At 52.5% G+C, this 21,614-nt stretch carries 21 protein-coding genes and 1 pseudogene; 8 read left to right on the top strand and 14 right to left on the bottom strand.

All coding sequences use genetic code 11. The features are described from left to right. Window positions 1-52 precede the first annotated feature (52 nt). Window positions 53-829 (bottom strand): type III pantothenate kinase, encoded by a 777-nt coding sequence (locus CBW42_RS02765; protein ID WP_087017521.1) that lies wholly within the window; start codon window positions 827-829, stop codon window positions 53-55. A 33-nt stretch (window positions 830-862) separates the two neighbouring features. Next, a complete protein-coding gene (locus CBW42_RS02760; protein ID WP_242969766.1) occupies window positions 863-1,297 on the bottom strand; it encodes a putative ABC transporter permease in 435 nt (144 codons plus the stop codon). Window positions 1,298-1,586: 289 nt separating this feature from the next. Between CBW42_RS02760 and hydF the strand changes: the two genes are divergently transcribed. Next, window positions 1,587-2,777 (top strand): [FeFe] hydrogenase H-cluster maturation GTPase HydF, encoded by a 1,191-nt coding sequence (gene hydF, locus CBW42_RS02755; RefSeq protein WP_087017519.1) that lies wholly within the window; start codon window positions 1,587-1,589, stop codon window positions 2,775-2,777. Window positions 2,778-2,872: 95 nt separating this feature from the next. On the opposite strand, the gene CBW42_RS02750 is transcribed toward hydF, so the two are convergent. Further along, complete coding sequence (locus CBW42_RS02750; protein WP_087017517.1) at window positions 2,873-3,058, bottom strand: GNAT family protein; 186 nt, start codon at window positions 3,056-3,058, stop codon at window positions 2,873-2,875. Window positions 3,059-3,149: 91 nt separating this feature from the next. Further along, window positions 3,150-4,001, bottom strand: coding sequence for a DegV family protein (locus CBW42_RS02745; RefSeq protein ID WP_242969765.1), 852 nt, complete (start codon window positions 3,999-4,001; stop codon window positions 3,150-3,152). A gap of 165 nt (window positions 4,002-4,166) precedes the next feature. On the opposite strand from CBW42_RS02745, the gene CBW42_RS02740 reads away from it, so the two are divergent. Together CBW42_RS02740 and CBW42_RS02735 are read left to right on the top strand one after the other, a co-directional pair. Continuing rightward, the gene (locus CBW42_RS02740; protein WP_087017514.1) at window positions 4,167-4,547 is read left to right on the top strand and encodes a hypothetical protein; all 381 of its coding nucleotides are present in this window, start codon (window positions 4,167-4,169) and stop codon (window positions 4,545-4,547) included. Between the two features lie 158 nt (window positions 4,548-4,705). Then, window positions 4,706-5,899: a dicarboxylate/amino acid:cation symporter gene (locus CBW42_RS02735; protein ID WP_087017512.1), complete on the top strand. Its 1,194-nt coding sequence runs from the start codon at window positions 4,706-4,708 to the stop codon at window positions 5,897-5,899. Window positions 5,900-5,949: 50 nt separating this feature from the next. Here the strand turns inward: CBW42_RS02735 and CBW42_RS02730 are convergent, their stop codons facing one another. From CBW42_RS02730 to CBW42_RS02715, 4 genes are all read right to left on the bottom strand, one after another. Beyond that, window positions 5,950-7,215: an MFS transporter gene (locus CBW42_RS02730; protein WP_165761022.1), complete on the bottom strand. Its 1,266-nt coding sequence runs from the start codon at window positions 7,213-7,215 to the stop codon at window positions 5,950-5,952. A gap of 186 nt (window positions 7,216-7,401) precedes the next feature. Continuing rightward, complete coding sequence (locus CBW42_RS02725; RefSeq protein WP_087017508.1) at window positions 7,402-8,247, bottom strand: aldo/keto reductase; 846 nt, start codon at window positions 8,245-8,247, stop codon at window positions 7,402-7,404. Window positions 8,248-8,331: 84 nt separating this feature from the next. Continuing rightward, on the bottom strand, window positions 8,332-8,976 hold the full coding sequence (locus CBW42_RS02720; RefSeq protein ID WP_087017506.1) for a trimeric intracellular cation channel family protein: 645 nt from the start codon (window positions 8,974-8,976) through the stop codon (window positions 8,332-8,334). 168 nt (window positions 8,977-9,144) lie between these two features. Continuing rightward, complete coding sequence (locus CBW42_RS02715) at window positions 9,145-10,113, bottom strand: acyltransferase (RefSeq protein ID WP_087017504.1); 969 nt, start codon at window positions 10,111-10,113, stop codon at window positions 9,145-9,147. A 146-nt stretch (window positions 10,114-10,259) separates the two neighbouring features. Between CBW42_RS02715 and CBW42_RS02710 the strand changes: the two genes are divergently transcribed. Together CBW42_RS02710 and CBW42_RS02705 are read left to right on the top strand one after the other, a co-directional pair. Then, on the top strand, window positions 10,260-11,195 hold the full coding sequence (locus CBW42_RS02710; protein WP_087017502.1) for an L-lactate dehydrogenase: 936 nt from the start codon (window positions 10,260-10,262) through the stop codon (window positions 11,193-11,195). A 124-nt stretch (window positions 11,196-11,319) separates the two neighbouring features. Next, window positions 11,320-12,444, top strand: coding sequence for an AAA family ATPase (locus CBW42_RS02705; protein ID WP_087017500.1), 1,125 nt, complete (start codon window positions 11,320-11,322; stop codon window positions 12,442-12,444). 425 nt (window positions 12,445-12,869) lie between these two features. Here CBW42_RS02705 and CBW42_RS02700 read toward each other — a convergent pair whose 3' ends face one another. The 5 genes from CBW42_RS02700 to recQ all read right to left on the bottom strand — a co-directional run bounded on the left by CBW42_RS02700 (window position 12,870) and on the right by recQ (window position 19,131). Beyond that, window positions 12,870-14,594, bottom strand: coding sequence for a sensor histidine kinase (locus tag CBW42_RS02700; RefSeq protein WP_087017498.1), 1,725 nt, complete (start codon window positions 14,592-14,594; stop codon window positions 12,870-12,872). Then, entirely contained in the window at window positions 14,591-15,289 is a 699-nt protein-coding gene (locus CBW42_RS02695; RefSeq protein WP_087017496.1) for a response regulator transcription factor, read from the bottom strand. The genes CBW42_RS02700 and CBW42_RS02695 overlap by 4 nt, the downstream gene beginning before the upstream one ends. A 145-nt stretch (window positions 15,290-15,434) precedes the next feature. Continuing rightward, window positions 15,435-16,259 carry an EFR1 family ferrodoxin gene (locus tag CBW42_RS02690; protein WP_087017494.1) on the bottom strand — a complete coding sequence of 275 codons (825 nt, stop codon included), beginning with the start codon at window positions 16,257-16,259 and terminating at the stop codon, window positions 15,435-15,437. Window positions 16,260-16,285: 26 nt separating this feature from the next. Further along, complete coding sequence (locus CBW42_RS02685) at window positions 16,286-17,041, bottom strand: gamma-glutamyl-gamma-aminobutyrate hydrolase family protein (protein ID WP_087017492.1); 756 nt, start codon at window positions 17,039-17,041, stop codon at window positions 16,286-16,288. 260 nt (window positions 17,042-17,301) lie between these two features. Further along, window positions 17,302-19,131, bottom strand: a complete 1,830-nt coding sequence (recQ, locus tag CBW42_RS02680; protein ID WP_087017490.1) for a DNA helicase RecQ — start codon at window positions 19,129-19,131, stop codon at window positions 17,302-17,304. 138 nt (window positions 19,132-19,269) lie between these two features. Here recQ and CBW42_RS02675 point away from each other — a divergent pair, with 138 nt between their 5' ends. Continuing rightward, the gene (locus CBW42_RS02675; protein WP_087017488.1) at window positions 19,270-20,088 is read left to right on the top strand and encodes an undecaprenyl-diphosphate phosphatase; all 819 of its coding nucleotides are present in this window, start codon (window positions 19,270-19,272) and stop codon (window positions 20,086-20,088) included. Window positions 20,089-20,141: 53 nt separating this feature from the next. Here the strand turns inward: CBW42_RS02675 and CBW42_RS02670 are convergent. Beyond that, window positions 20,142-20,366: pseudogene (locus tag CBW42_RS02670) on the bottom strand (IS3 family transposase); the annotation flags it as partial. 97 nt (window positions 20,367-20,463) lie between these two features. Between CBW42_RS02670 and CBW42_RS14310 the strand changes: the two are divergent. Continuing rightward, on the top strand, window positions 20,464-21,426 hold the full coding sequence (locus tag CBW42_RS14310) for an IS3 family transposase (protein ID WP_242969764.1): 963 nt from the start codon (window positions 20,464-20,466) through the stop codon (window positions 21,424-21,426). Further along, entirely contained in the window at window positions 21,423-21,560 is a 138-nt protein-coding gene (locus tag CBW42_RS14915) for an IS3 family transposase (RefSeq protein ID WP_242969763.1), read from the top strand. The genes CBW42_RS14310 and CBW42_RS14915 overlap by 4 nt, the downstream gene beginning before the upstream one ends. Window positions 21,561-21,614 lie beyond the last annotated feature (54 nt).

Here is a 21,614-nt window from a genome sequence, read left to right as displayed (position 1 = left end):
GGGCAAAAAAATACAGCTGCACCCAAACGTACAGCTGTATGCGGATTTTTTGTTATTTTTTGCGATTTTTAAGCCAAATTCGATGCAATCCGTACAGCACCATGTCATCCATGCACCGCACCTGTTCCCGCATGCGCCCCGCGATAAGTGGTGCGTCCATACCGGTCAGATATACAGTCAGGCTGTCGCCCAGTTGTTCGCGGCATCTGCCAATCATACCATCGACCATACTTGCCGCGCCGTTGAGCACGCCGGATGCCATCGCATCGACCGTATTTTTGCCGAGCAAACGGTTTTCCGGCAACGTCAGGCTGATGGACGGCAGCTGTGCTGCCTTTTCACGCAGCGCCTCCAGTCCGGTGCGCACGCCGGGCGCAATCACCGAGCCAACCAGCACGCCGCGGCTGTCCAGCGCAGTGAATGTTGTTGCTGTGTTCATATCCACAACAAGCGCGGGCAGACGGTTCTGTGCCGCCGCTTCCACCGCCACGCACACGAGGTCGCTGCCCAGTGCACGCGGATTTTCTGTCTGAATGCTCAACCCGGTTTTGACACCGGAAGACACGCTCACCACCTCACAACCGCACAAAATCTTCACCGCATCGTGCAGCACAGCGTTGAGCGACGGTACGACCGAACAGAGCACTGCACCGTAAATCTCCGTCGACGAATAGCCGCGCAGGTGCAGCACACTGTCGATCTGGCAGGCATACTGGTCTGCCGTATGGGTTGCCTCCGCCGCAATGCGCGCCACCGCGCGCAGGTGTCCGTCCTCGTCAAAGCAGCCGAGGGCAATGGCCGAATTTTGTGCATTGATTGCAAGCAGCATGCTGTCTCATCCCTTCGTTGTTTCTGCCTGTCATTATATGCTGATTTTCTCCCGGTTGCAAGAGGAAAGCGCGCGTGTATTCGGTTTACTTCCGCGCACAACAAGCAGATCGGCCAATCCCATCAGCGGCGCACTGAGGAAAAACCAAAGTACACTGTACCGCGCACACACCTGTCCTGCAATGTTGAACAGCTCGCCGGAATAGTCCCAGACATGCATGCCCAGCCCGAGATTGAACACGCAGCCGAAGAGAAATTCGACACCCGTAATTGCCGCCGAACCCGCTGCACAGCGCACCGGCAGACTTTTCCCTCGCAGCCTGTCCGAAATTCGTCCGAGCAGACCGAAGCACACACCGCCCGCCAGTGCCATCGACCAATGCGACCATCCCCGCCAGAGATATTCCAGCAGCGGATAACCCCAGCAGCCGAAAGAAACCAGAATCGCTGTTTTTTCCGTTTGTTTCACGCTATATCACCCGCAGACAGTGTGCGCAAAATACTTCCGGAATATTCGGCGGAATTTTGGATATGATACTATGGGTGAAAGCAATTGAAACAACAGCACAATTTGGGAGTAAAATATGGTACATTTGGCGGACTGTTTGTCCGTCCGAGATATCGTCTGCGCCGTGCAAATGCTGCGTTCAGGCTGCGTTACGGCTCTCTCGCACAGCAGCGCCTCCGATAATCCGATCTTTACGGCCCAGTCATTCCGTTGTATAATAGAGAAAACTTGAAATTACGAGGTGATTACAATGGGACTGAATGCCACTCCTTCGGCTGAACGCGTACATATCGGTATTTTTGGCAAGCGAAATGCCGGAAAATCCAGCTTAATCAACGCCCTGACCGGTCAGGATCTCGCGATTGTATCCGACATCGCGGGTACAACGACTGACCCGGTTTCCAAGGCAATGGAGCTGCTCCCGCTCGGCCCGGTTGTCATGATCGACACGCCGGGACTGGATGACGAGGGCGAGCTGGGCGCTCAACGCGTGCGCAAGGCAATGCAGGTGATGAACAAATGTGACCTTGCTGTCGTTGTTGTCGATGCCGCCGAAGGGCAGACAAAAGCGCATGAACAGCTGCTCGCGCGCCTGACGGCAAAAAACATCCCGCATGTCGTCGCTATGAACAAATGCGACCTTCTGGCTTCTGTCCCTGCGGACACCGAGGAAGTGCGTTATGTCAGCGCGGCAGACGGCACGGGCATCTATGAGCTCAAAGAGAAAATCGCACACCTTGTTCCGTCAGGCGACAGCGGGCGGCGCATCGTCGCGGATCTGATCGCGCCGAACGATTTTGTCGTGCTCGTCGTGCCGATTGACTCCGCTGCCCCCAAGGGCCGCCTGATCCTGCCGCAGCAGCAGACCATCCGCGATATCCTGGAAGCAGGTGCAACCTCTGTTGTCTGTCGAGAAACAGAGCTCGCCGAAACACTCGCAAAGCTCGGCCAGCCGCCGCGCATGGTCATTACTGACAGCCAGGCGTTTGCGTCCGTTTCCAGAGATACGCCGGAGGAAGTCCCACTGACATCATTCTCCATCCTGTTCGCGCGCTACAAGGGCCGTCTGGAGCAGGCAGTCCGTGGTGTCAAGGCATTGGATACTCTTCAGGAAGGCGATTCCATCCTGATCTCGGAAGGCTGCACCCATCACCGCCAGTGTGACGACATCGGCACGGTCAAGCTGCCGCGCTGGATTGAGCAGTACACCGGCAAAAAATTCGATTATCATTTCACAAGCGGCGGCGCATTCCCGGATGATCTCTCACCGTACAAGCTCATCATCCACTGCGGTGCCTGCATGCTCAATGAGCGCGAGATGAAATACCGCCTCGCCTATGCAGAGGACTGCGGCATTCCGATGACCAACTATGGTATTCTGATTTCGTATATCCACGGCATTCTGGCGCGCGCGGTCGAACCGCTTGGACTGGAGCTGTAAACAGTATAGATTCTTTGCGCAGAAATGTGACATAGCAGAAAACAAAAAGAGTGAAAAGCAGCCTTGTTTTTCACTCTTTTTTGCTAACCGACAAATCAACGCTGTTTTTCCATCATAACATTGGTCAAAACAATTTCGTCGCGGATCATCTGCTGTTCTCTGACCAGACGGTATCCCCGGCTCAGAAAAAACGGCTTTGCCGTAATAGGACAGTCTGATAAAACCATTGCGCACAATCGGATGACTGATATAGTCTGATAATCATACATTTCCTCTGTCATGTCAGTCGGTTCCTCCACTGCCGCGCATATATCCGGCAGCGTACAAAAAGGGCACGCTTTCGCGCGCCCTCTGTCTGTCAGACAATGGTGTTTACGGGTTGGCGAGTACACCAATGCCGAGCAGTCCAGGACCGGTATGTACCGCCAATGAAGCTGCAATCTGGCTTTCCGCCATGAGCTTTCCCTTCGGAATTGCCTCCTGCATTTTCGGTTTCACCTGTGCCGCGGTCTCCGCAGCTGCGCCGTTCATCAGTGCCAGCCATGCCGACCCGTTTCCAGCCTTTGCAGCTGCATGCTCAATCAGCTTGCTGACGCCCGCCTTCGCGCCGCGGATTTTTTCTACTGTATAATAAATGCCCTCTTCATTGCACGAGATGATCGGTTTGATCTTGAGCAGACTGCCGACAACCGACGTCACCGCGCCGATGCGTCCGCCCTTGCGCAGGTACTCCAATGTGTCCATGTAGAAAAAGACCTTGGAATCCGCGACCTTCGCCGGGAGCTTTTGACATACCTCCTCGAACGAAACACCCTGTTCCAACTGAACTGCTGCCCACATGGCGAGCAATCCCGCGCCAATGGAAATATTTTTGGTATCCAGCACGAAGGAATTGAGCTCCGGGTGCTCGTCCAGCACCATCTTTGCCGTCTGGCAGGTGCTGCTCAGGTTGCTCGAAATGAACACGCCGAGCACATTTTCATATCCCTCTGTCTTGAGCTCTTCGACTACATTATAAAAATCCTGCATAACCGGCGTAGAGGTATGCGGGATTTCCTGCGGGAAACGCCGATAAACCTCAGAAGCAAGCTCCACGCTGTCCACAAGACTCTCTGTCTCGTAGGAGACACGCAGCGGAAGCACCCTGATCTGATATTGTTTTACAAATGACTGCGGAACATCGCAACCCGAATCCACAAGAATTGCCGTCTTTTTCTCTATCATCGTCCGTCCCTCGCACAAAATAGTTTTCATAACCATATTCAATAGTATTACATAACACACTGTATTTGTCAAGAGCAATTCCCGGCCGCACATCGATATTTCCTGCCTCTTGCCGTATGTGCCGTTTCATGGTAAAATGACAGCACCCAAAGGAGTTGATATTTTATGGATACCATCGGTTCCTCTTTTACCGCGGAAGAGCTGGAATTCTGCATCTCTGCACTCCAGCTGCAAATCGAGGACATAGAGCGGGATTTGAACGAAAACAAGTACAGTAAGGACGAGCGCATCGAGCTGACCACCTACATCAAAAAACTCGATGAAATTCAGGATCAGTTCCTGCTCGAAAACAACGCTTTCAAATCCGCAGACCTGCTCCAGGTCAGCGACCTTGTTGAAAAAGAGCGCGACTATCTCAATACCATTCTCGATCAGGACGATATCGTCGGTGAAATGCGGAAGGAAGCACAGCGCCATCTGCGCACGGCAAACAGCCTGCTTCGCAAGCTGAAAAAATACTTCCAGTCGTTCGATATCACAGTATAAGACTGTACAAGGCACAAACTCACCCATCATTTTGTCCAAAATCCATCAGAATGCCGTACAAGTCTGATCGATTTTGGACTTTCTTTTGTTATATCTTGCAGATTTTCCGCATTTGTACTAAAATAGATTTGTCTAATTTATACAACCAGGAGGAACCCATGAAAAAACACAAGCTCGGCTTGCTCTCCCGGCTTCTACTCGGCATTGTCTGTGGCATGCTGCTCGGCTCACTGGGAGACCTGCTTCATATGCAGGACAACCCTGCCTTTGTGGGGATGGTGCGTCTGTTCGCCACCTTTACCACATTGTTCAGTACATTTTTGAATTTTATCATCCCACTGCTGATTATCTCATTCGTCTCGATTGGTCTGGCTGATCTCGGCAAAAAGGCAAATCGTCTGTTCGGCATCACGCTGCTGCTCGCCTATGGTTCGACCGTTATCTCCGGTCTTCTGGCATACTGCACAGGCAAAGCCATCCTGCCGAATCTCATCAGTGAAATTACAGACAGCGCAACCGACTCCGCTGCATTTGAAACACTGTTCACGATTGAAGCAGAACCGGTCTGCGGTGTCATGACGGCGCTGATTCTCGCGTTTCTGCTCGGCCTTGGCATTGCGAACAGCAAGAGTACAACCCTGCTCGGATGCATCCGCGATCTACAGGACATCATCACGCTGGCACTGAACAAAATCATCATCCCACTGATCCCGTTTTATATCGCCGGCCTGTTCTGCAAAATTGCCGCTGAGGGAGAACTTCTGTCCACCATTCAGGTGTTTATCAAGCTGTTCATCCTGATTCTGGTCTGCCAGTGGATTTATATTGCACTCCAGCATCTGACCGCTTCCCTGATTTGCCGCGACAACAAGTTCAAAGGCATCAAAAATCTTGCCCCGGCATATTTCACCGCACTTGGCACACAGTCCTCTGCCTCAACCATCCCGGTCAATCTGGACTGCACGAAGAAAAACGGCGTGCGCAATTATATTGCGGATTTTGTCATCCCACTATGTGCGACTATCCACCTCGCGGGTGACACCATCTGCCTTGTGCTCGGCTCGATGGGAATCCTGCTGGCAAACGGCATCACGCCGACCCTGTCCATGTTTATCCCATTCATCCTTATGCTGGGCATCACAATGGTCGCAGCCCCCGGTGTCCCGGGCGGCGGTGTCATGGCAGCACTCGGTCTGATTTCCTCCATGCTCGGCTTCACCGAACCGATGCAACAGCTGATTATCTCGCTGCATTTCTCGCAGGACAGCTTCGGTACTGCATGTAATATCTCCGGAGACCAGGCTATTGCCTATATTGTCGACCACGTTGACCGCCGTGTCGAACGGAAATAATCCCCTTAGACGCAAACAGGCGTATCCAAATTTGGATACGCCTGTTTCTTTTAGCCAATGGAGCGCGCATAACGTCCCCATCTGCCGGAGCCGCTCAGTGCCGCGAGCAGCGCGAGCAGAGAAAATGCAACCCAGACCCAGATGGCGGACGTCCAGCCAAAGCTGTCCGCAACGGCACCAATACCGAAGCTGGACAGTGCCGAGCCGACATAAGCCGCACAGTTGAGAATGCCAGTGACTGAGGACGCACGTCCAATTGCACCGAAATGAATCGGCATCAGATTGACCAGCATGATGTTCGCGCCAACCATGCAGGTGCTTGCAACGGTCAGCAGCAGCAGCGATGCGACTGCACTGCTGTCACACACAAACCCGAGCAGCGACAGCGCCACAATCGTGACGGCAAAGAATCCCGCTGAACCCTTCAGCTCATTTTTAATATGATTTTTCGCAATTGCCTTGGTGATAAAGACGCCCGAAATATTGACCAGCGGAAGAATGATATCCAGCGCGACCGAAGCCGAGGTGCCGAAGTGGAAGTTCTCCGTCATCAGCGACGGCAGCCAGGTCTGAATGCCGTCACGCAGCATGCCGTGCGTCATGGAAGAGATGGAAGCGAGCAGAATGCCCGACACAATCATCAGATGAATCAGTCCGTCCTTCTGCTTGCTGTTCGCCTGATGATGCAGCTCAATGGTTTCCATTTCACCGTGCTCTGCAATCGTGCGCTCAAACCAACTCATGCGCACAAACCAGAATGCAGCAGCAGCCACCATGACAATACCGGAAATCAAAAACACACTGCGCCAGCCCAAAAATGCAAGCATGACCGAAGCAAGCAGATAGGTCAGCACTGTCGCCAGCGGATAGGTTGCCGCCGCATTGCTGCACGCGCGTTTGCGCTGGTCTGGCGGCAGCTGTTCCGCAAAGATGCGCGCAACCGGAGACCAGATGAGCGACTGGAACACGCCATTGAGCGACCACAGTACAACCATTACACCATAGGTTCCCGTCAGCCCCATGCCCAGATTGATGACAGCCGAACCGAGCACGCCGGTAAACACCAGCTTTTTCGGGCTGATGTGGTCGCCGATCAGGCCGCTGAAAATCTGGCAGACACCGTACACAATAAACAGTGCCGTACCGACCAATCCCGCCTGCGTCTTGTCCATGCTGCCGGATGAAATCAGATCAACCATGACGGCTGAATAACTGAGGCGTCCAAACAATCCGATAATATACGTCGCAGCGCACAGCAGGAACAGTCTCTGTGACAGTGCATGCGGGCAAACGCGGCGCCTGATAACCTGTGTCATAATAAATTTCCCTCGTTTTCCCGTAATCTGTAAAACCTCACCCAGTATATTCCCTTGCAGTAAAAGAATCAATCCGCATTGATACCATGTTTCCATGTTTTGAACTGCCTTTTATAGGCAAAATGCCCACCTCTTCCCAATGGAAAAAGGTGGGCAACCCGTCCTGTTTACAGATTCTTGCGGTGCTCAATACACCAGATTGTCCGGATTCAGGCCAGACCAGCCGCAATCCGTCAGTGCACTGATCCGCGCCATGTCCTGCGGCTCCAGTTCAAAATCAAAAATCCTGCTGTTTTCCGCAATGCGTGACGGCGTGACGGATTTCGGCAGCGGGATAACGCCGCGCTGGACATGCCAGCGCAGGACAACCTGTGCGACGGTGCGGTTATATTTCGCCGCCAGCTCCTGTACCTCCGGGACGGAGAAAATGCGTCCGGTTGCCATCGGGCTCCAACCCTCCACGACCATGTCGTGTTCACGGCAGTAGGCAAGCATATCGTCCTGTGCCATGCCCGGATGAATTTCAATCTGGTCAACCATCGGCTTAATCTCACAATTGTTGAACAGATTCTCCAGATGACGCGGACGGAAATTGCTGATGCCAATTGCCTTGATGCGACCATCGTGATACAGCTTCTCAAATGCGCGCCAGGTCTCGATGTTTTTCTCTTCCCAATTGTCGAAATACTTGCGGTCATGCGGCCAGTGAATCAGATACAGGTCGAGATAATCGGTCTGTAACTTTTCCAGCGAGCGTTCAAATGCGTCCAGCGTGCTCTGGTAGCCCTGATGTGGGTTCCACAGCTTACTGGTGAGGAAGATTTCCTCACGCGGAATGCCGGACTCCGCAATCGCCTTGCCCACACCTGCTTCATTTCCGTAAGCTGTCGCTGTATCGATGTGGCGATAACCCACGCGCAAGGCTTCTGCGACCGACGCAGCCGCCTCATCGTTGGGCGTCTTCCATGTACCAAAGCCGACGCACGGGATGGATGTCCCGTTGCAAATCGGAATGCGTGTCTGTAAATCCATACAATTTCCTCCCATTGTTTGCTGTTGCAGATATATTTAGTATATCATATTCCTGCATGCTTGCAAAGCAAAACAACCAGACAGTTATGACACCCGCGGCAGGTTCCATCGGTAATGTGCTGCCAGAATTCGGATGGCAATGACCGTTCCGGCTCCCAGGAGCATCCCGACAATTTCCGGGACATGCCGATAAAACAGCACAAATACCAGTGCACCTGCCAGAGAAGCTACAGCATAGATATGCTTCACAAAAATATATGGCATTGTTCCGGTCATGATATCACGCATCATGCCGCCTCCCACGCCGGTCACGACGCCTACGAAGCACAGAAGAAAATAGTTGTCGCCATAGCCTGTCTGAACGGCCGTGTTCATGCCCACAACCGTGAAAACACCGAGTCCCACCGTGTCAAAAAGGTTCATCACCTTATCGTACCAGATCAGAAAGTTCCCGGAGAAAAGCTGTCTGCGCAGGCACATCAATGTAAAAATCACGAGAGAAGTCACGATTGCCATGAGGGCATACTTGAAATCACGAAACATAGAAGGAGGAGTTATTCCGAGAATCAGATCCCGGATAACCCCTCCGCCAACTGCTGTCGTTACTCCCAGTATTGTCACACCAAAGACATCCATCCGCCGCTGGATCGCCAGCATAGCACCGGAAGACGCGAAAGATACCGTTCCCAGGATTTCCATCATCAAAATGAAATAATCTGAATAATTCATACACATCTTTTTTACCGGAAAAGCTCCGGTATCTCCACATTTTTTCTTTTCAATGCATTCTATCACAGTCAATACGGATATGCAAGTCTCAAATGATCCATTTTTCTTTTCATTCAGGCGTTACCTGAAACAAAAAATGACGGTTCGGCATACGCCGAACCGCCTGTATTATGCGAGATATTTTCCGATTTTCGGAATTTTCCGGATGAGATACGCCAGCGCACCTGACACAATCAGAAGGCCGATTGCCGCGACCGGAATGAACACGCCTGCCGGAAGGACAACGCCTGCGCGGTTGAGCATATAGCAGAGAACTGCCAGCAGAATCGGATGAATCAGGTAAATGCCAAAGCTGAGCTGAGACAGCGCTGCAATCGGGCGCAACACCCTGCGCGACAGGCGCATACCGGACAGCGTATTCTTGACAACCAGGAACAGCGCCATGGCGATGAGCACCGCGTCAGGCGAAACAATCATCATTGCCGGATCGGTGGTGAACGCCGTCGAGCCAAACCAGAAGCCGCGCAACGTCAGCAGCAGACAGATGCCACCGAGCAAGTAAATGACGCGCAGCTGCCTGCGCGTGAACATCGCGCTGCGCAAATACCAGCCTGTGACAAACACAGCGATCAGGCCAAAGCCCAGCATTGCGTAATCTGCCAGATGGGTCGTGCCCAGCAGGATCTGGAAAAACGGGTACACACATCCAATCAGATAGCCAAAGATAACGACAAACTGTAATTCCTTCGGCTGTGCCGCGCGTGTAAATACGCGCAGAACCGGGGAAATGGCATACAGGATAATCATGACAAACAGGAAGTTCAAATACAGTCCCTGTCCGCTCAAAATGCCTTGGAGCACGCCGCCGGTGGCCTGATTGACGACCGCCGCGACAACAAACCAGACGATGTACGAAGCCAGCAGCCGCATGGCATATTTCCGCGCCATATCACGCGGACTGATGTACCAGCTGCCGTCGAGGAAAAACATACCGCTGAGCATAACAAACAGCGGAACCGCCCATGTCAGCAATCCACTCAGCGCCGTGCTGCCCGCCGCCATGGATACACTGAGGAAAACGACCGCGATACAGCTGAGCGCACGCAGGACATCAGGATAAACCATTCTTCGTTTCATTGTGTGCAGATCAACTCTCTTCTGAAAATTTCATCAATTGGGTTTTTTCGCTATATTCACGCACAAAACCCATGCATACATCATACCACATTGGAAAAACTATGAAAACACATATGCATCAATTTTTTATGAAGGAAGTGTGAATTTTGACAAATTCCCGAAAATGTGGCATCATCGGCTGCGGCAGCGTGGGGGCAGCGGCAGCCTATACACTCGCCACACACGGCCTGTTCTCCGAGCTTGTCCTCATTGATATGAACCAGAAGCGTGCACATGGCGAGGCGATGGATATCAGCCACGGTGTTTCATTTTCTCAACCGTGCCGCGTCATGGACGGCGATTATGATGACCTGAAGGACGCCGCCATGGTCATCATCGCTGCGGGCGTCGGACAGCGGCCCGGCGAGAGCCGTCTTGACCTGCTGACACGCAACGCCGCTGTCATGCGCTCGATCATCACAGAGATCACGCGCGTCTGTCCGGATGCGATCCTCCTGATTGTCTCCAATCCGGTTGATCTGCTGACCGGCATTGCACTGCGTATCTCCGGCTTTCCCTCTGAACGCGTCATCGGCACAGGCACCGTGCTGGATACCGCCCGCCTGAAATTTCTGCTCGGTCAAAAGCTCGGCGTAGATGGCAGAAATGTACACGCTTTCGTCATCGGTGAGCACGGCGACAGTGAGCTTGCCGTATGGTCGAGTGCGAATATTTCCGGCATTGATCTGGACGATTACTGCATCGGGCGCGGACTTTCAGATGATTTTTCCGGTCTGTTCGAGTCCGTGCGCCATGCCGCCTATGAAATTATCGAGGGCAAGGGTGCAACCTACTACGGCATTGCCATGTCCGTGCTGCGCATTGCCACCTGCATCATGCGCGGCGAGCACAGCGTACTCCCCATCTCCTGTTATGCCGAAGGGCATTACGGGCTCGGCAAGGTCTGCATCGGTCTGCCATGCGTTGTCGGACGCGGCGGCGTCGAAACCGTTCTGGATATCCCGCTCAGTCCCGACGAAATGCAGCAGCTGCACCGCTCGGCTGAAACACTGCAAAATGCCCTCGACCAGCTCCAACTGTAGCCTGCACATTGTCTTCAATCCACTGCCTGCGTGCAGTGGATTTTCTTTGCCCGCGTTGACTTCTTCTGCCGGAATCGCTATACTGAACGTATGGAAACCTGCACCACGGGAGGGATATCCTCATATGAAATCTATCACGAAAATCGTTATCACCGGCGGCCCGTGCGGCGGCAAATCCACTGCCATGACCTGGATTGAAAGCAACCTGTCCAAACGCGGCTATAAGGTGCTGTTCATTCCGGAAACCGCGTCCGAACTGATTTTGGGCGGTGTCGCGCCGTGGACGGTCAGCTCAAACTATGAATTCCAGAAGGCGCTGGTTTCGCTGCAAATCCAGAAGGAACGCGTGTTTGAAATGGCAGCGCGCAACATGGATGACGAAAAAATCCTGATTGTCGCTGACCGCGGCATTCTGGACAACAAAGCCTATATGACTGATGAGGAGTTCCAATCTCTGTGCCGTGAGCTGGGCGGCAGCGAGATCTCGTTCCGCGACAACTATGATGCAGTGTTTCATCTCGTTACGGCGGCACAGGGCGCAACCAAATTCTATACGCTCGCCAACAATCAGGCGCGCACCGAAACGCCGGAACAGGCGATTGCGATGGATCAAAAGCTGATTTCCTGCTGGACGGGGCATCCATACCTGCGTGTTATCGACAATTCCACCGATTTTAACACCAAAATGAAACGGCTGGTCAATGAAATCACACAGTTTCTGGGTGAACCCGACCCATATGAAATTGAGAGCAAATTTCTCATCCGCATGCCTGACCTCGAACATCTGGAACGCATGCCGAACTGCAAAAAGGTAGAAATCATCCAGACTTATCTCATCAGCAGTGACAGCAATGTAGAGCTACGCATCCGCCAGCGCGGACGGGATGGCAGCTATATCTACATCAAAACAGCCAAGAAGACCGTCGCAAACGGCAAGCGCATTGAAACAGAGCAGCGCATTACCAAGGATGAATATCTGAGCCTGCTCATGGATGCAGATACCTCTCTGCGGCAGATCCGCAAAAACCGCTACTGCCTGACAGAAAACAACCTATACTTTGAAATTGATGTGTACCCATTCTGGAAGCATCAGGCAATTCTCGAGGTTCAGCTGAACACCCCGGAACAGCATGTTATCTTTCCACCCTATCTGATTGTTCTTCGTGAGGTTACGAATGACAGCACCTATAAAAACCACAGCCTTGCACGCAGCATCCCGCCGGAGGAAATCGAAGCCGGGAGGAATTGACAAGCGCGCGCGAAACGGGTATACTAAAGATAGAAAAAGGGCGCGCCGCCTGTAGACGGTTATCCCCTAAACATTGTCAAAAGAATTTGACCGCATGTCTTTGGAAGGATGGCGGTCATTTTCTTTTGCATATCTGAATAATCAGATCGGCAAATGCGACAAGAAACGTCAGAAGAAGAAATAACCCTTCATAAGTAACCATTTCGCACCACCTCCCCTCTGTAAAGGTTCGGTGGGAATAACCGCCTACCGCAGGGCAGGACGACGCGCTGAAAAACAAAGTTTTCCTGTTCGACAGGATAGCATATCCCCTCACGAATTTCAACAAAAAATCCCGCCCCGGCAGACCAATACCGGGACGGGACAGGAGGGAACGATTCCCTGTCGCAGGAAAACTGTTCGCTCTTTTCTTTTGCTGTCATCTGTTATTTAGGCAGCCAGACACGGATTTCTGTTCCGACTCCCAATGTGCTGTCCAGCTCTACACGTCCGAGGTGGTATTCCACCACATGCTTGACGATGGAGAGACCGAGGCCTGTGCCGCCGATTTGCTTGGAACGGCTTTTATCCACGCGGTAAAAGCGCTCAAAAACACGCACTTGCGACTCCTCCGGAATGCCGATGCCAGTGTCTTTCACCTTCAGCTCGATCTCGCCGTCATCATCGGTGAGCGTAACCCAAACATCGCCGTCCGGGCGGTTATATTTGATGGCATTCTCGCACAGGTTATACACCATTTCACTGAGCATGGCCTCTGCGCCGGAAATTGGCGGCACAGAGCCGTCCAGATGCAGGCATACCTTCGCTTTCTTCGCGACCGGATCGAGAGATTCCAAAACGGCCGCACACAGCTCGTTCAGATCAACCGATTCCATTTCATCTGCCTGTCTGGGCGATTCCTCAATGCGCGACAGGCGGATGATATCTTCAATCAATGCAATTAACCGCAGCGCCTCCTTGTGGATGCTGCCGGAAAACGTGCGGATATCATCCATGCTGGAAACCATGCCATTTTCCATCATCTCGGCATAGCCGGAAATCGAAGTCAGCGGTGTTTTCAGCTCATGTGAGACATTTGCGGAAAATTCCCGGCGGCTGCGTTCGGCAAGACGCTGCTGGGTCTCGTCCAGTACAATGACAACAACGCCCTGCACCTCCGCCAGCCGGATCATCGGGCTGGCATAGACGTGATAAATTTTCCCGTACATCGAGAATACCGCATCGCGGCTGTTGCCTTCCAGCGCCGCAGTGACACATTCGTGCATCTCGCGTGTACGGTTGACAATCAGGTAATTGTGTCCCTGGAATTCATATACATCTGCCTTCCGGCCGGTCAGCATATGAATGGCACTCGGATTGATGGATACGACATTTTTATCCTTCGATATCAACAGCAGACCCTCGCGCATACTGTTCGTGATGATGCCGAGTGTTTCACGCTCCTGCTCCAGTGTTGCTTTCTGGTCATTGATCTGCTGATCCTGCGCCCGGATGTGCGAGACAAACGGCGTCAGTTCATCATAGGTCGCGCCGCTCTCCTCGTCGTGATCCAATGCGCGTGCCGCCCGCTCGACCGGGCGGATCATCCACTTTGTCAGCCTGCGCGACAGGAAGAGCGCCAGTCCGAACAGCACAATCAAAATCACGGCAATGCCCGGAATGGTATTCAAAACCATACTGCGGATGCTGGCATAGCTGCGCGACAGGCGCAGGACACAGCCATCCGGCAGACTGACTGCATAATAATACGTGGATGTATTCATTGTGGCGGATTGCCGGATATCCTCGCCCTTGCCATCCTGCATTGCCTGCTGAATTTCCGGGCGGCCGAGGTGATTTTCCATCTCCGATGCAGCCGCATCGGAATCATAAAGCACTGTGCCGTCCTGTGTGATGAGCGTGGCACGTGTATTATCCGGCAGATGTGCGAGCATCTTCGTATACTCATCCTGTGTCATGTAGGAATATGACTCGCTGATGGTATCCGTCAGATCGCAGATCATCTGCTCTGCCTGCCGCATGGAATACTGCATGGCAACTGTCAGTGTCAGGATGCAGGCACTGACAACGCCAACCGCACTGAGCAGCAGCAGTACCCAGTAAATACGTTTTTTCATCTGTGTATTAAATTGCTGTTTATTGTTACTCATTTTCCGATCTTATAGCCTACGCCGCGCACGGTCTGAATCATCGTGCCGTCATCGCCCAGCTTTTTCCGCAATGTATTGATATGAATGTCTACTGTGCGCGTTGCGCCGCCATAATCAAAGCCCCATACCTGTTCCATAATCTGGTCGCGCGTCAGCACACGCCCCTGATTGCGCATGAGGTCGCACAGCAGTTTGAATTCCTTGCGCGTCAGCATGACCTCCGCGCCATCCACTGTGACGATATGGCTCGCTTCATCGACACGGATATTCTGGTATTCAAAGATACCGTTTCCCTCTTCCGCAGTCTGTCTGCCGGATTCCACCGTGCGGCGCGCCACGGCGCGAATGCGCGACAGCAGCTCCAGAATGCCGAACGGCTTTGCCACATAGTCGTCTGCACCCATATCCAGCCCGCGCACCTTATCCATTTCCGTAGATTTCGCCGTCAGCATAATGGCGGGAATGCGTGCTGTCTTTGGCGTGCTGCGCAGGCGCTTCAGGATGGAAAGCCCATCCTCACCTGGCAACATGATGTCCAGCAGCACGAGATCGGGGGCTTTTTCATCTACTGCCTGAAAAAAAGCCCGGCTGTCTGAGAACCCTCTCGCCACATAACCGCTTCCGTTCAGCGCATATACTACCATCGTGCGGATGCTCTCGTCGTCCTCTACCACGTAAATCGACAGATTGTCCATAGTTTCCTCCGTCTTTGAAAAAATCTTAATCTCATTTCTTATTATAGCAGATTCCCACCGACCCCAACGTAAAATGTATGTAAAGTCTCAAAGAAAAAGCAATCCCCGGCGCTGTTTGCCGGGGATTGTCATGCTATATCCGATTTTATAAAAACAGTTCGATCTCTGCCCGGCGGGTATACCCCTCCTCCAGCTCATGCTGGTGGTACAGATAACCGGCGTCATCATAGTACCGTGCCTGCTGCGGACATTTTTTGATGCACGCGCCGCATTTAATGCAGATTCCGGTATACTTTCGCACATCTGTGCGGTCAATGGAACCCATCGGGCAAACCTCCGTGCACAGGCCGCAGGCATCACACCGGTCATTCACCTTTGGCTTTACCTTGAGAATATTGACCGGATTGCCCTGCCGGTCGCGCGGCGTGTAATACGGTCGGATCGGAGTCTGTCCGTTCACAGGAACCGGCTGCTCCGGCACACATTCCAGTGTCCGCACTTTATGCGCAAGCGCGTGTGCAAATTCCTCTGCGCGCTTCAAATCCGCCGCATCCGGGCGCCCCGCCGCCAGTATATCCGAGAACGAATGCTCTCCGACAAAGGCCGCGCCACCCACTGTACGGAAACCGGCTGCCTCCAGCAAATCGCGCAGCTCAATCAGCGCATCGTCATAATTCCGGTTGCCGAACAGTACAATCGGAACGGCGGGTGCTCCGCTGCCCGTGAGCTGTCCCTTCAGATAGGGCAGCAACACATTCGGCACGCGCCCGGCATATACCGGCGTGCCGACCAGCGCGAGTTCATCCGGCATACATGCTACCGTCTGCTCCCGCGCCGCCGGAAGCGTAAAATCGTCCTCCTGCACCGCAGCCCCCAGCTCCTGTGCCAGTGTTTCGCCCATACAGCGCAGCACCTTCTGTGTCGTGCCCGTCGCACTGAAATAAATCAGCCGAATGCGCTGAATTTTCATATCCTTCCCTCCACTGTCTGTAATAATTATAGTATATCACAAACAGTCGAATAACCCAACGACTTTCTTGCGGTCTGGCGGCAGGCATCAACAAATGCCTGAAAAATCCGACGGCTGCTCGCATCCTTTTCCCACGAAAATTCCGGGTGCCACTGAGTTGCAAGGAAAAACGGCTGCTTTCTGTCCTCTACGGCTTCTACCAGCCCATCCGGTGCCCATGCGCAGGCCGTCAGCACCGGGGACAGGTCGCGTACACCCTGATGATGATAGCTGTTAACGCGCAGGCTGGATTTGCCGAGAATCCGATACAGCATGCTGTCCTCATCGACCGTAACCGGATGCACCGCGCGGTCATACGGCGGAGTCATATGGTGCTCCACCTCGCTCGGAAGCTCGTCCGGAATATGCTGATACAGTGTGCCGCCCAGTGCGGCATTGAACAGCTGAATGCCGCGACAGATACCATAAGCAGGTTTGCGGCGCACGCGGCACAGGCGCAGCAGCTCCCATTCCATCTCGTCACGTTTGCGGCAGATTTCTCCACAACTGTCCTGCATCTGCTGTCCATAGCGCGCAGGATCCACATCCTGACCTCCGGTAAACAGCACACCGTCCACACGGTCGAGCAGCTGCTCCAGCTTCTCTCTGTCGCATGTCAGTGGAAAAATAACAGGCAGACCGCCCGCCTGCACAATTCCCTCCATATAGCCGGGAACCATCCAAAGACTTTTGCGCTGCTTGTCATAGAGCGGTACAATGCCAATAATTGCTGGTCGATTCATAGTTATTTCCTCCAAAATGGCAAAAAAATAGAACGGATACCTATCGCATCCGCTCCATTGCTGCATTTATTTCGTATTTGATTAAAATTCCATCTTCGAATGGCCCATGCTTGCCACGCTGACTGCTACAATTGCTGTTCCCAGCATAGTAATCAATGCGCCAAGGGAAAGGGTCGCAATACTCAGACCTCTGTTCATGGTTATTCACCCCGCATTATCTGAAATCTTCTCTGTTAGTATACCACAACGATCCAAAGATTTCATTCTTTTTCTGAAAAATATACAGAACAATATTTTTGAATGACACGCAGGATTGCTTTCGACTCTTTTTTTGCCCTGCCGTCTGCACCTGCAACCGCCTGCACCTCATCCTCTGTCTGCGGCAATGCGTGCACCAGTGCCTCCAGTGTCCGGTCGGAAAAGACACTGTGCGGTGGAATGCCATGCCGTGCCGCTGATTTCTGCCGGTATTTGCGCAGCTCGCGTGACAGCTCAGGCCGCTCAGACTGGCTGGATGCACGCGCCAGCCGCGCCTCCTTCTGCGAGACACGCACGCGCATCCTCACTTTTTCGCCGTGAAACAGCACATTTTTTGCCCCCGCACTCAGCCGCAGGCGAATATGGGGATTTTCCTGCCGTATCAAATATCCGCGGCTGATGAGGTGACTGATGACCGCTGCAATGTCCTCCGGCTCAGCATCGCGCAGAATGCCATAGGTAGACAGCGCATCATACCCGGCCGCGCAGATATCCACATCCGCACAACCGCGCAAAATACGGCAAAGCATGTCTGCGCCGCACTGCTCCTTTGTGCGGTAGACGCACGACAGGATTTTCTGTGCGTCTACCGTGACATCCTTTTCAATGCTGGAGGCCTCACAGTTGCCGCACTGCCCACAAAAGTCCGGTGCCTCCTGTCCAAAATACCGCAGGATATGCTGCCGCAGGCACTGATCTGTAAACACGTATCGTTTCATCTGGGACAGTCGTTCCAGTCTGCGCTTTTTGAGCCATTCGACCTCCTCGTCGGTCAATGCGGGGTTCTCCGGATCGAGCCCAATCAAATATTCATGCAATGCAATGTCCGACTCGTCGAACAGCAGCAGGCAGCGTGCCGATGCGCCATCCCGCCCGGCGCGTCCCGCCTCCTGATAATAGCTCTCGATGTCGCGCGGCATGCCATAATGCACCACAAAGCGCACATCCGGCTTATCAATGCCCATGCCAAACGCATTGGTTGCGACGATGACAGGAATGCTGCCACCGACAAAATTCTGTTGTACTGCCCGCCGTGCCATCGGCTCCATACCTGCGTGATATGCCGCCGCCCGAATGCCGTTATCACACAGATAACGTGCCATCTCCTCCGTCTTTTTGCGCGTCAGGCAGTAGACAATCCCCGATGAACCGTCCTGTTCTGCAATAAACCGTACCATTTGTGCTTCACGGTCATAAACACGCCGCACCTCATAATGCAGGTTCGGACGGTCAAAGCTGGTCACCAGCCGTTCCGGTGCATGCAGCCCCAGTGCCTGCGCAATATCCTCACGCACCTGCGCTGTCGCCGTTGCGGTAAAGGCGGAAATGACCGGCCGTCTGGGCAGGCTTCGGATAAACTCCGGTATCTTCCGATAGCTCGGACGAAAATCATGTCCCCACTGCGAAATACAGTGCGCTTCATCTACCGTAACCATGCCGATGGGCAGGTGGTTGACCAGCTGGGCAAAATCCGGCTGCATCAGCCGTTCCGGTGCGACATAAATCAGCTTGCAGCGCCCCATGGCAGCCTGCCGGATTGCCAGCCTGCGCTCCTCCGGTGTCTGTGCGCTGTTGAGCAGGCAGGCGGAAAGCCCGACCCGGCGCAGTGCCGCAACCTGATCCTGCATCAAAGAAATCAGTGGAGAAACCACCAGTGTCACGCCCGGCAAAAGCATGCCGGCAATCTGGTAACAGATGGATTTGCCCGCGCCGGTCGGCATAACACCGAGCACATCGCGTCCCGCGAGCATCGCATCAATCAGCTTCTGCTGTCCCGGACGGAACGACGCATAGCCAAATGATTCCTGTAGCAATCTGTGCTTTAAATCCATCCGTTTCCCTCCTTTTCCGGCTTCTGTGTATCAGTATGCCATATTTTCTGCCATCCTGCAAGCCACAGCCTTTACTTTTGCAAACAGATACGGTATACTGATACCAATCGTTTTTTTGAACACACAAAGGAGACAGTTATGTTTATCGAACTCATCAAATCATTTGTTCTCGGTATTGTCCAGGGCATTACCGAGTGGCTGCCGGTCTCCTCGACCGGACATATGCTGCTGTTCGATGAATTCCTTCAGCTGGACTTCCCGAAGGAATTTACCGACATGTTCTTCGTCGTCATCCAGTTCGGCTCTATTCTCGCCGTACTGGTGCTGTACTTCGACAAGCTCAATCCGTTTTCCGCCAAAAAATCACCGGCGGAAAAGAAAAGTACATGGACACTGTGGAAAAAAGTCATCATCGGCTGCATCCCGGCAGGCGTCATCGGCATCCTGTTTGACGATCTGATTCACGATCTGCTGTATGGCCCGCTGGTCATCGCAATTGCACTGATTGTTTACGGTATTCTGTTTATCGTCCTCGAAAGCACACACCACACCCCGACAACGACTTCGCTCGAATCGCTGTCTTACCGCAAGGCGCTGCTCATCGGCGTCTTCCAGACGCTGTCCCTGATTCCGGGCACCTCGCGTTCTGGCTCGACCATCCTCGGTGCGGTTTTCCTCGGTTGTGCGCGTCCGGTCGCCGCTGAATTTTCATTCTTCCTCGCTATTCCGGTTATGCTGGGTGCGAGCGGACTGAAGGTTCTCAAATATGGCCTGAACTACACCGCCGCACAGGTCGGTGTCATGATTGTCGGCATGGTCACGGCCTTTGTCGTTTCCCTGTTCTGTATCCGATTCCTGATGAATTACATCCGCAAACACGATTTCAAAGTGTTCGGCTGGTACCGCATTGTGCTGGGTATCGTCGTCCTGCTGTACTTCGGACTGTTTGCATCATAAGCCAAACGAGCCAAACGCAACAGCGCTCCCCAAATATTTCTAAGGCAAATTGTTCAAGCAGCCGAAAGGGCTTGCTGTCTGTGAATTGCAGGCGGTAAGCCCTTTCGTCTTGCCTTAATCCTGCGGTTGTTGTAGTAATCCAGATATTCAATTAGTTCCTGCTTGAAGTGTTCCATAGATTGAAACTCCTGTAAATATAGAAGTTCGCTCTTGAGCAATCCAAAGAAATTCTCTATCACTGCGTTGTCCAGACAGTTGCCTTTCCGGCTCATGCTCTGGCGGACTATAATGGTCTCATAAATTAAGACACTTTTTCGGACAGATTTTAATGAATCTGATATACTTAAACCAGTATGTAAGAAAGGAGCCATTATCATGTCCAGACAGAGAAGAAGTTTTAGTGCCAAATTCAAATCAAACCTTGTAATTGAGCTGCTTAAGGGTGAGAAAGATCTCAATACCCTGGCAGCTGAAAATAGCATCCAACCAAATCTGCTCCGTAACTGGAAAAAGGAGTTCCTGAACAATGCTTCGGTTGTGTTCGACGACAAGCGCGAGGAAAACCTCAAAGAAAAGCTTGCCGAAGAGCGAAAAGAGAAAGCGGAGTATGCCAAAAAGGTTGGTCAGTTAACCATGCAGGTTGACTGGCTCAAAAAAAATCTGAAGAAATTTGTGGACCTGACTACGAGAGTAAGTTTAGTCCAAAACCTTTTGACGACTAAGGAAATTCCGGCTTCCGTTGGTGCCAGGTTGCTTGACATCAACCGTACAAGCATTTATTACAAGTGCGCCCCTATTTCAGATGAGGAACTGGCCTGCAAAGAGATCATTGATCATCTCCATACAGATAATCCCACTTGGGGCGCAAGACAAATGTCTGCACAGTTAAAAGCCCRTGGTTACCWGGTTGGGCGCCGCAAGGCAAGACGCTACATGAATGAGATGGATATTTACCCGATCTATCCAAAGATGAATCTTTCCAAGCGAATGCAGCAGGCGAAAGTATGTCCATATCTTCTTCGTAATGCGGTCATAGACAAGCCAAATCAAGCATGGTCTATTGACATTACATATATCCCGATCAAGCGCGGATTTCTGTATCTGACAGCCGTGATCGACTGGTATAGCCGTTGTATTGTCGGCTGGGAAGTGGATGACACACTTGATACCAGAATGGTTATCAGTGCCCTGAAAAAAGCTTTCAAAGTGGCAAAACCTCAAATCCTGAATTCAGATCAGGGTTGTCAGTTTACAAGTCAGCAATACATTGACTTTGTAAAGGAAAACGGCATCCGTAGAGTATGGATGGAAAAAGTCGCTGGGCAGACAACATCATGATTGAACGCTGGTTCCGCAGCTTCAAGTATGAGGAAGCCTATCTGACACAGTACAACAACATCAGGGAAGCAAGAGCTGCTATCGGACAGTATATCTACATCTACAACTTTGAGCGGCGCCCATTCTGCACTTGATTACCAAACACCGGCTGAATGCTACTATCCGGCAATGTTGATGCCATATGTAGC

The organism is Butyricicoccus porcorum (assembly GCF_002157465.1).
GTDB classification, from domain to species: domain Bacteria; phylum Bacillota; class Clostridia; order Oscillospirales; family Butyricicoccaceae; genus Butyricicoccus_A; species Butyricicoccus_A porcorum.
Note: the sequence above shows the minus strand (reverse complement) of the source record. Positions and strands in the feature narration are given on the sequence as shown.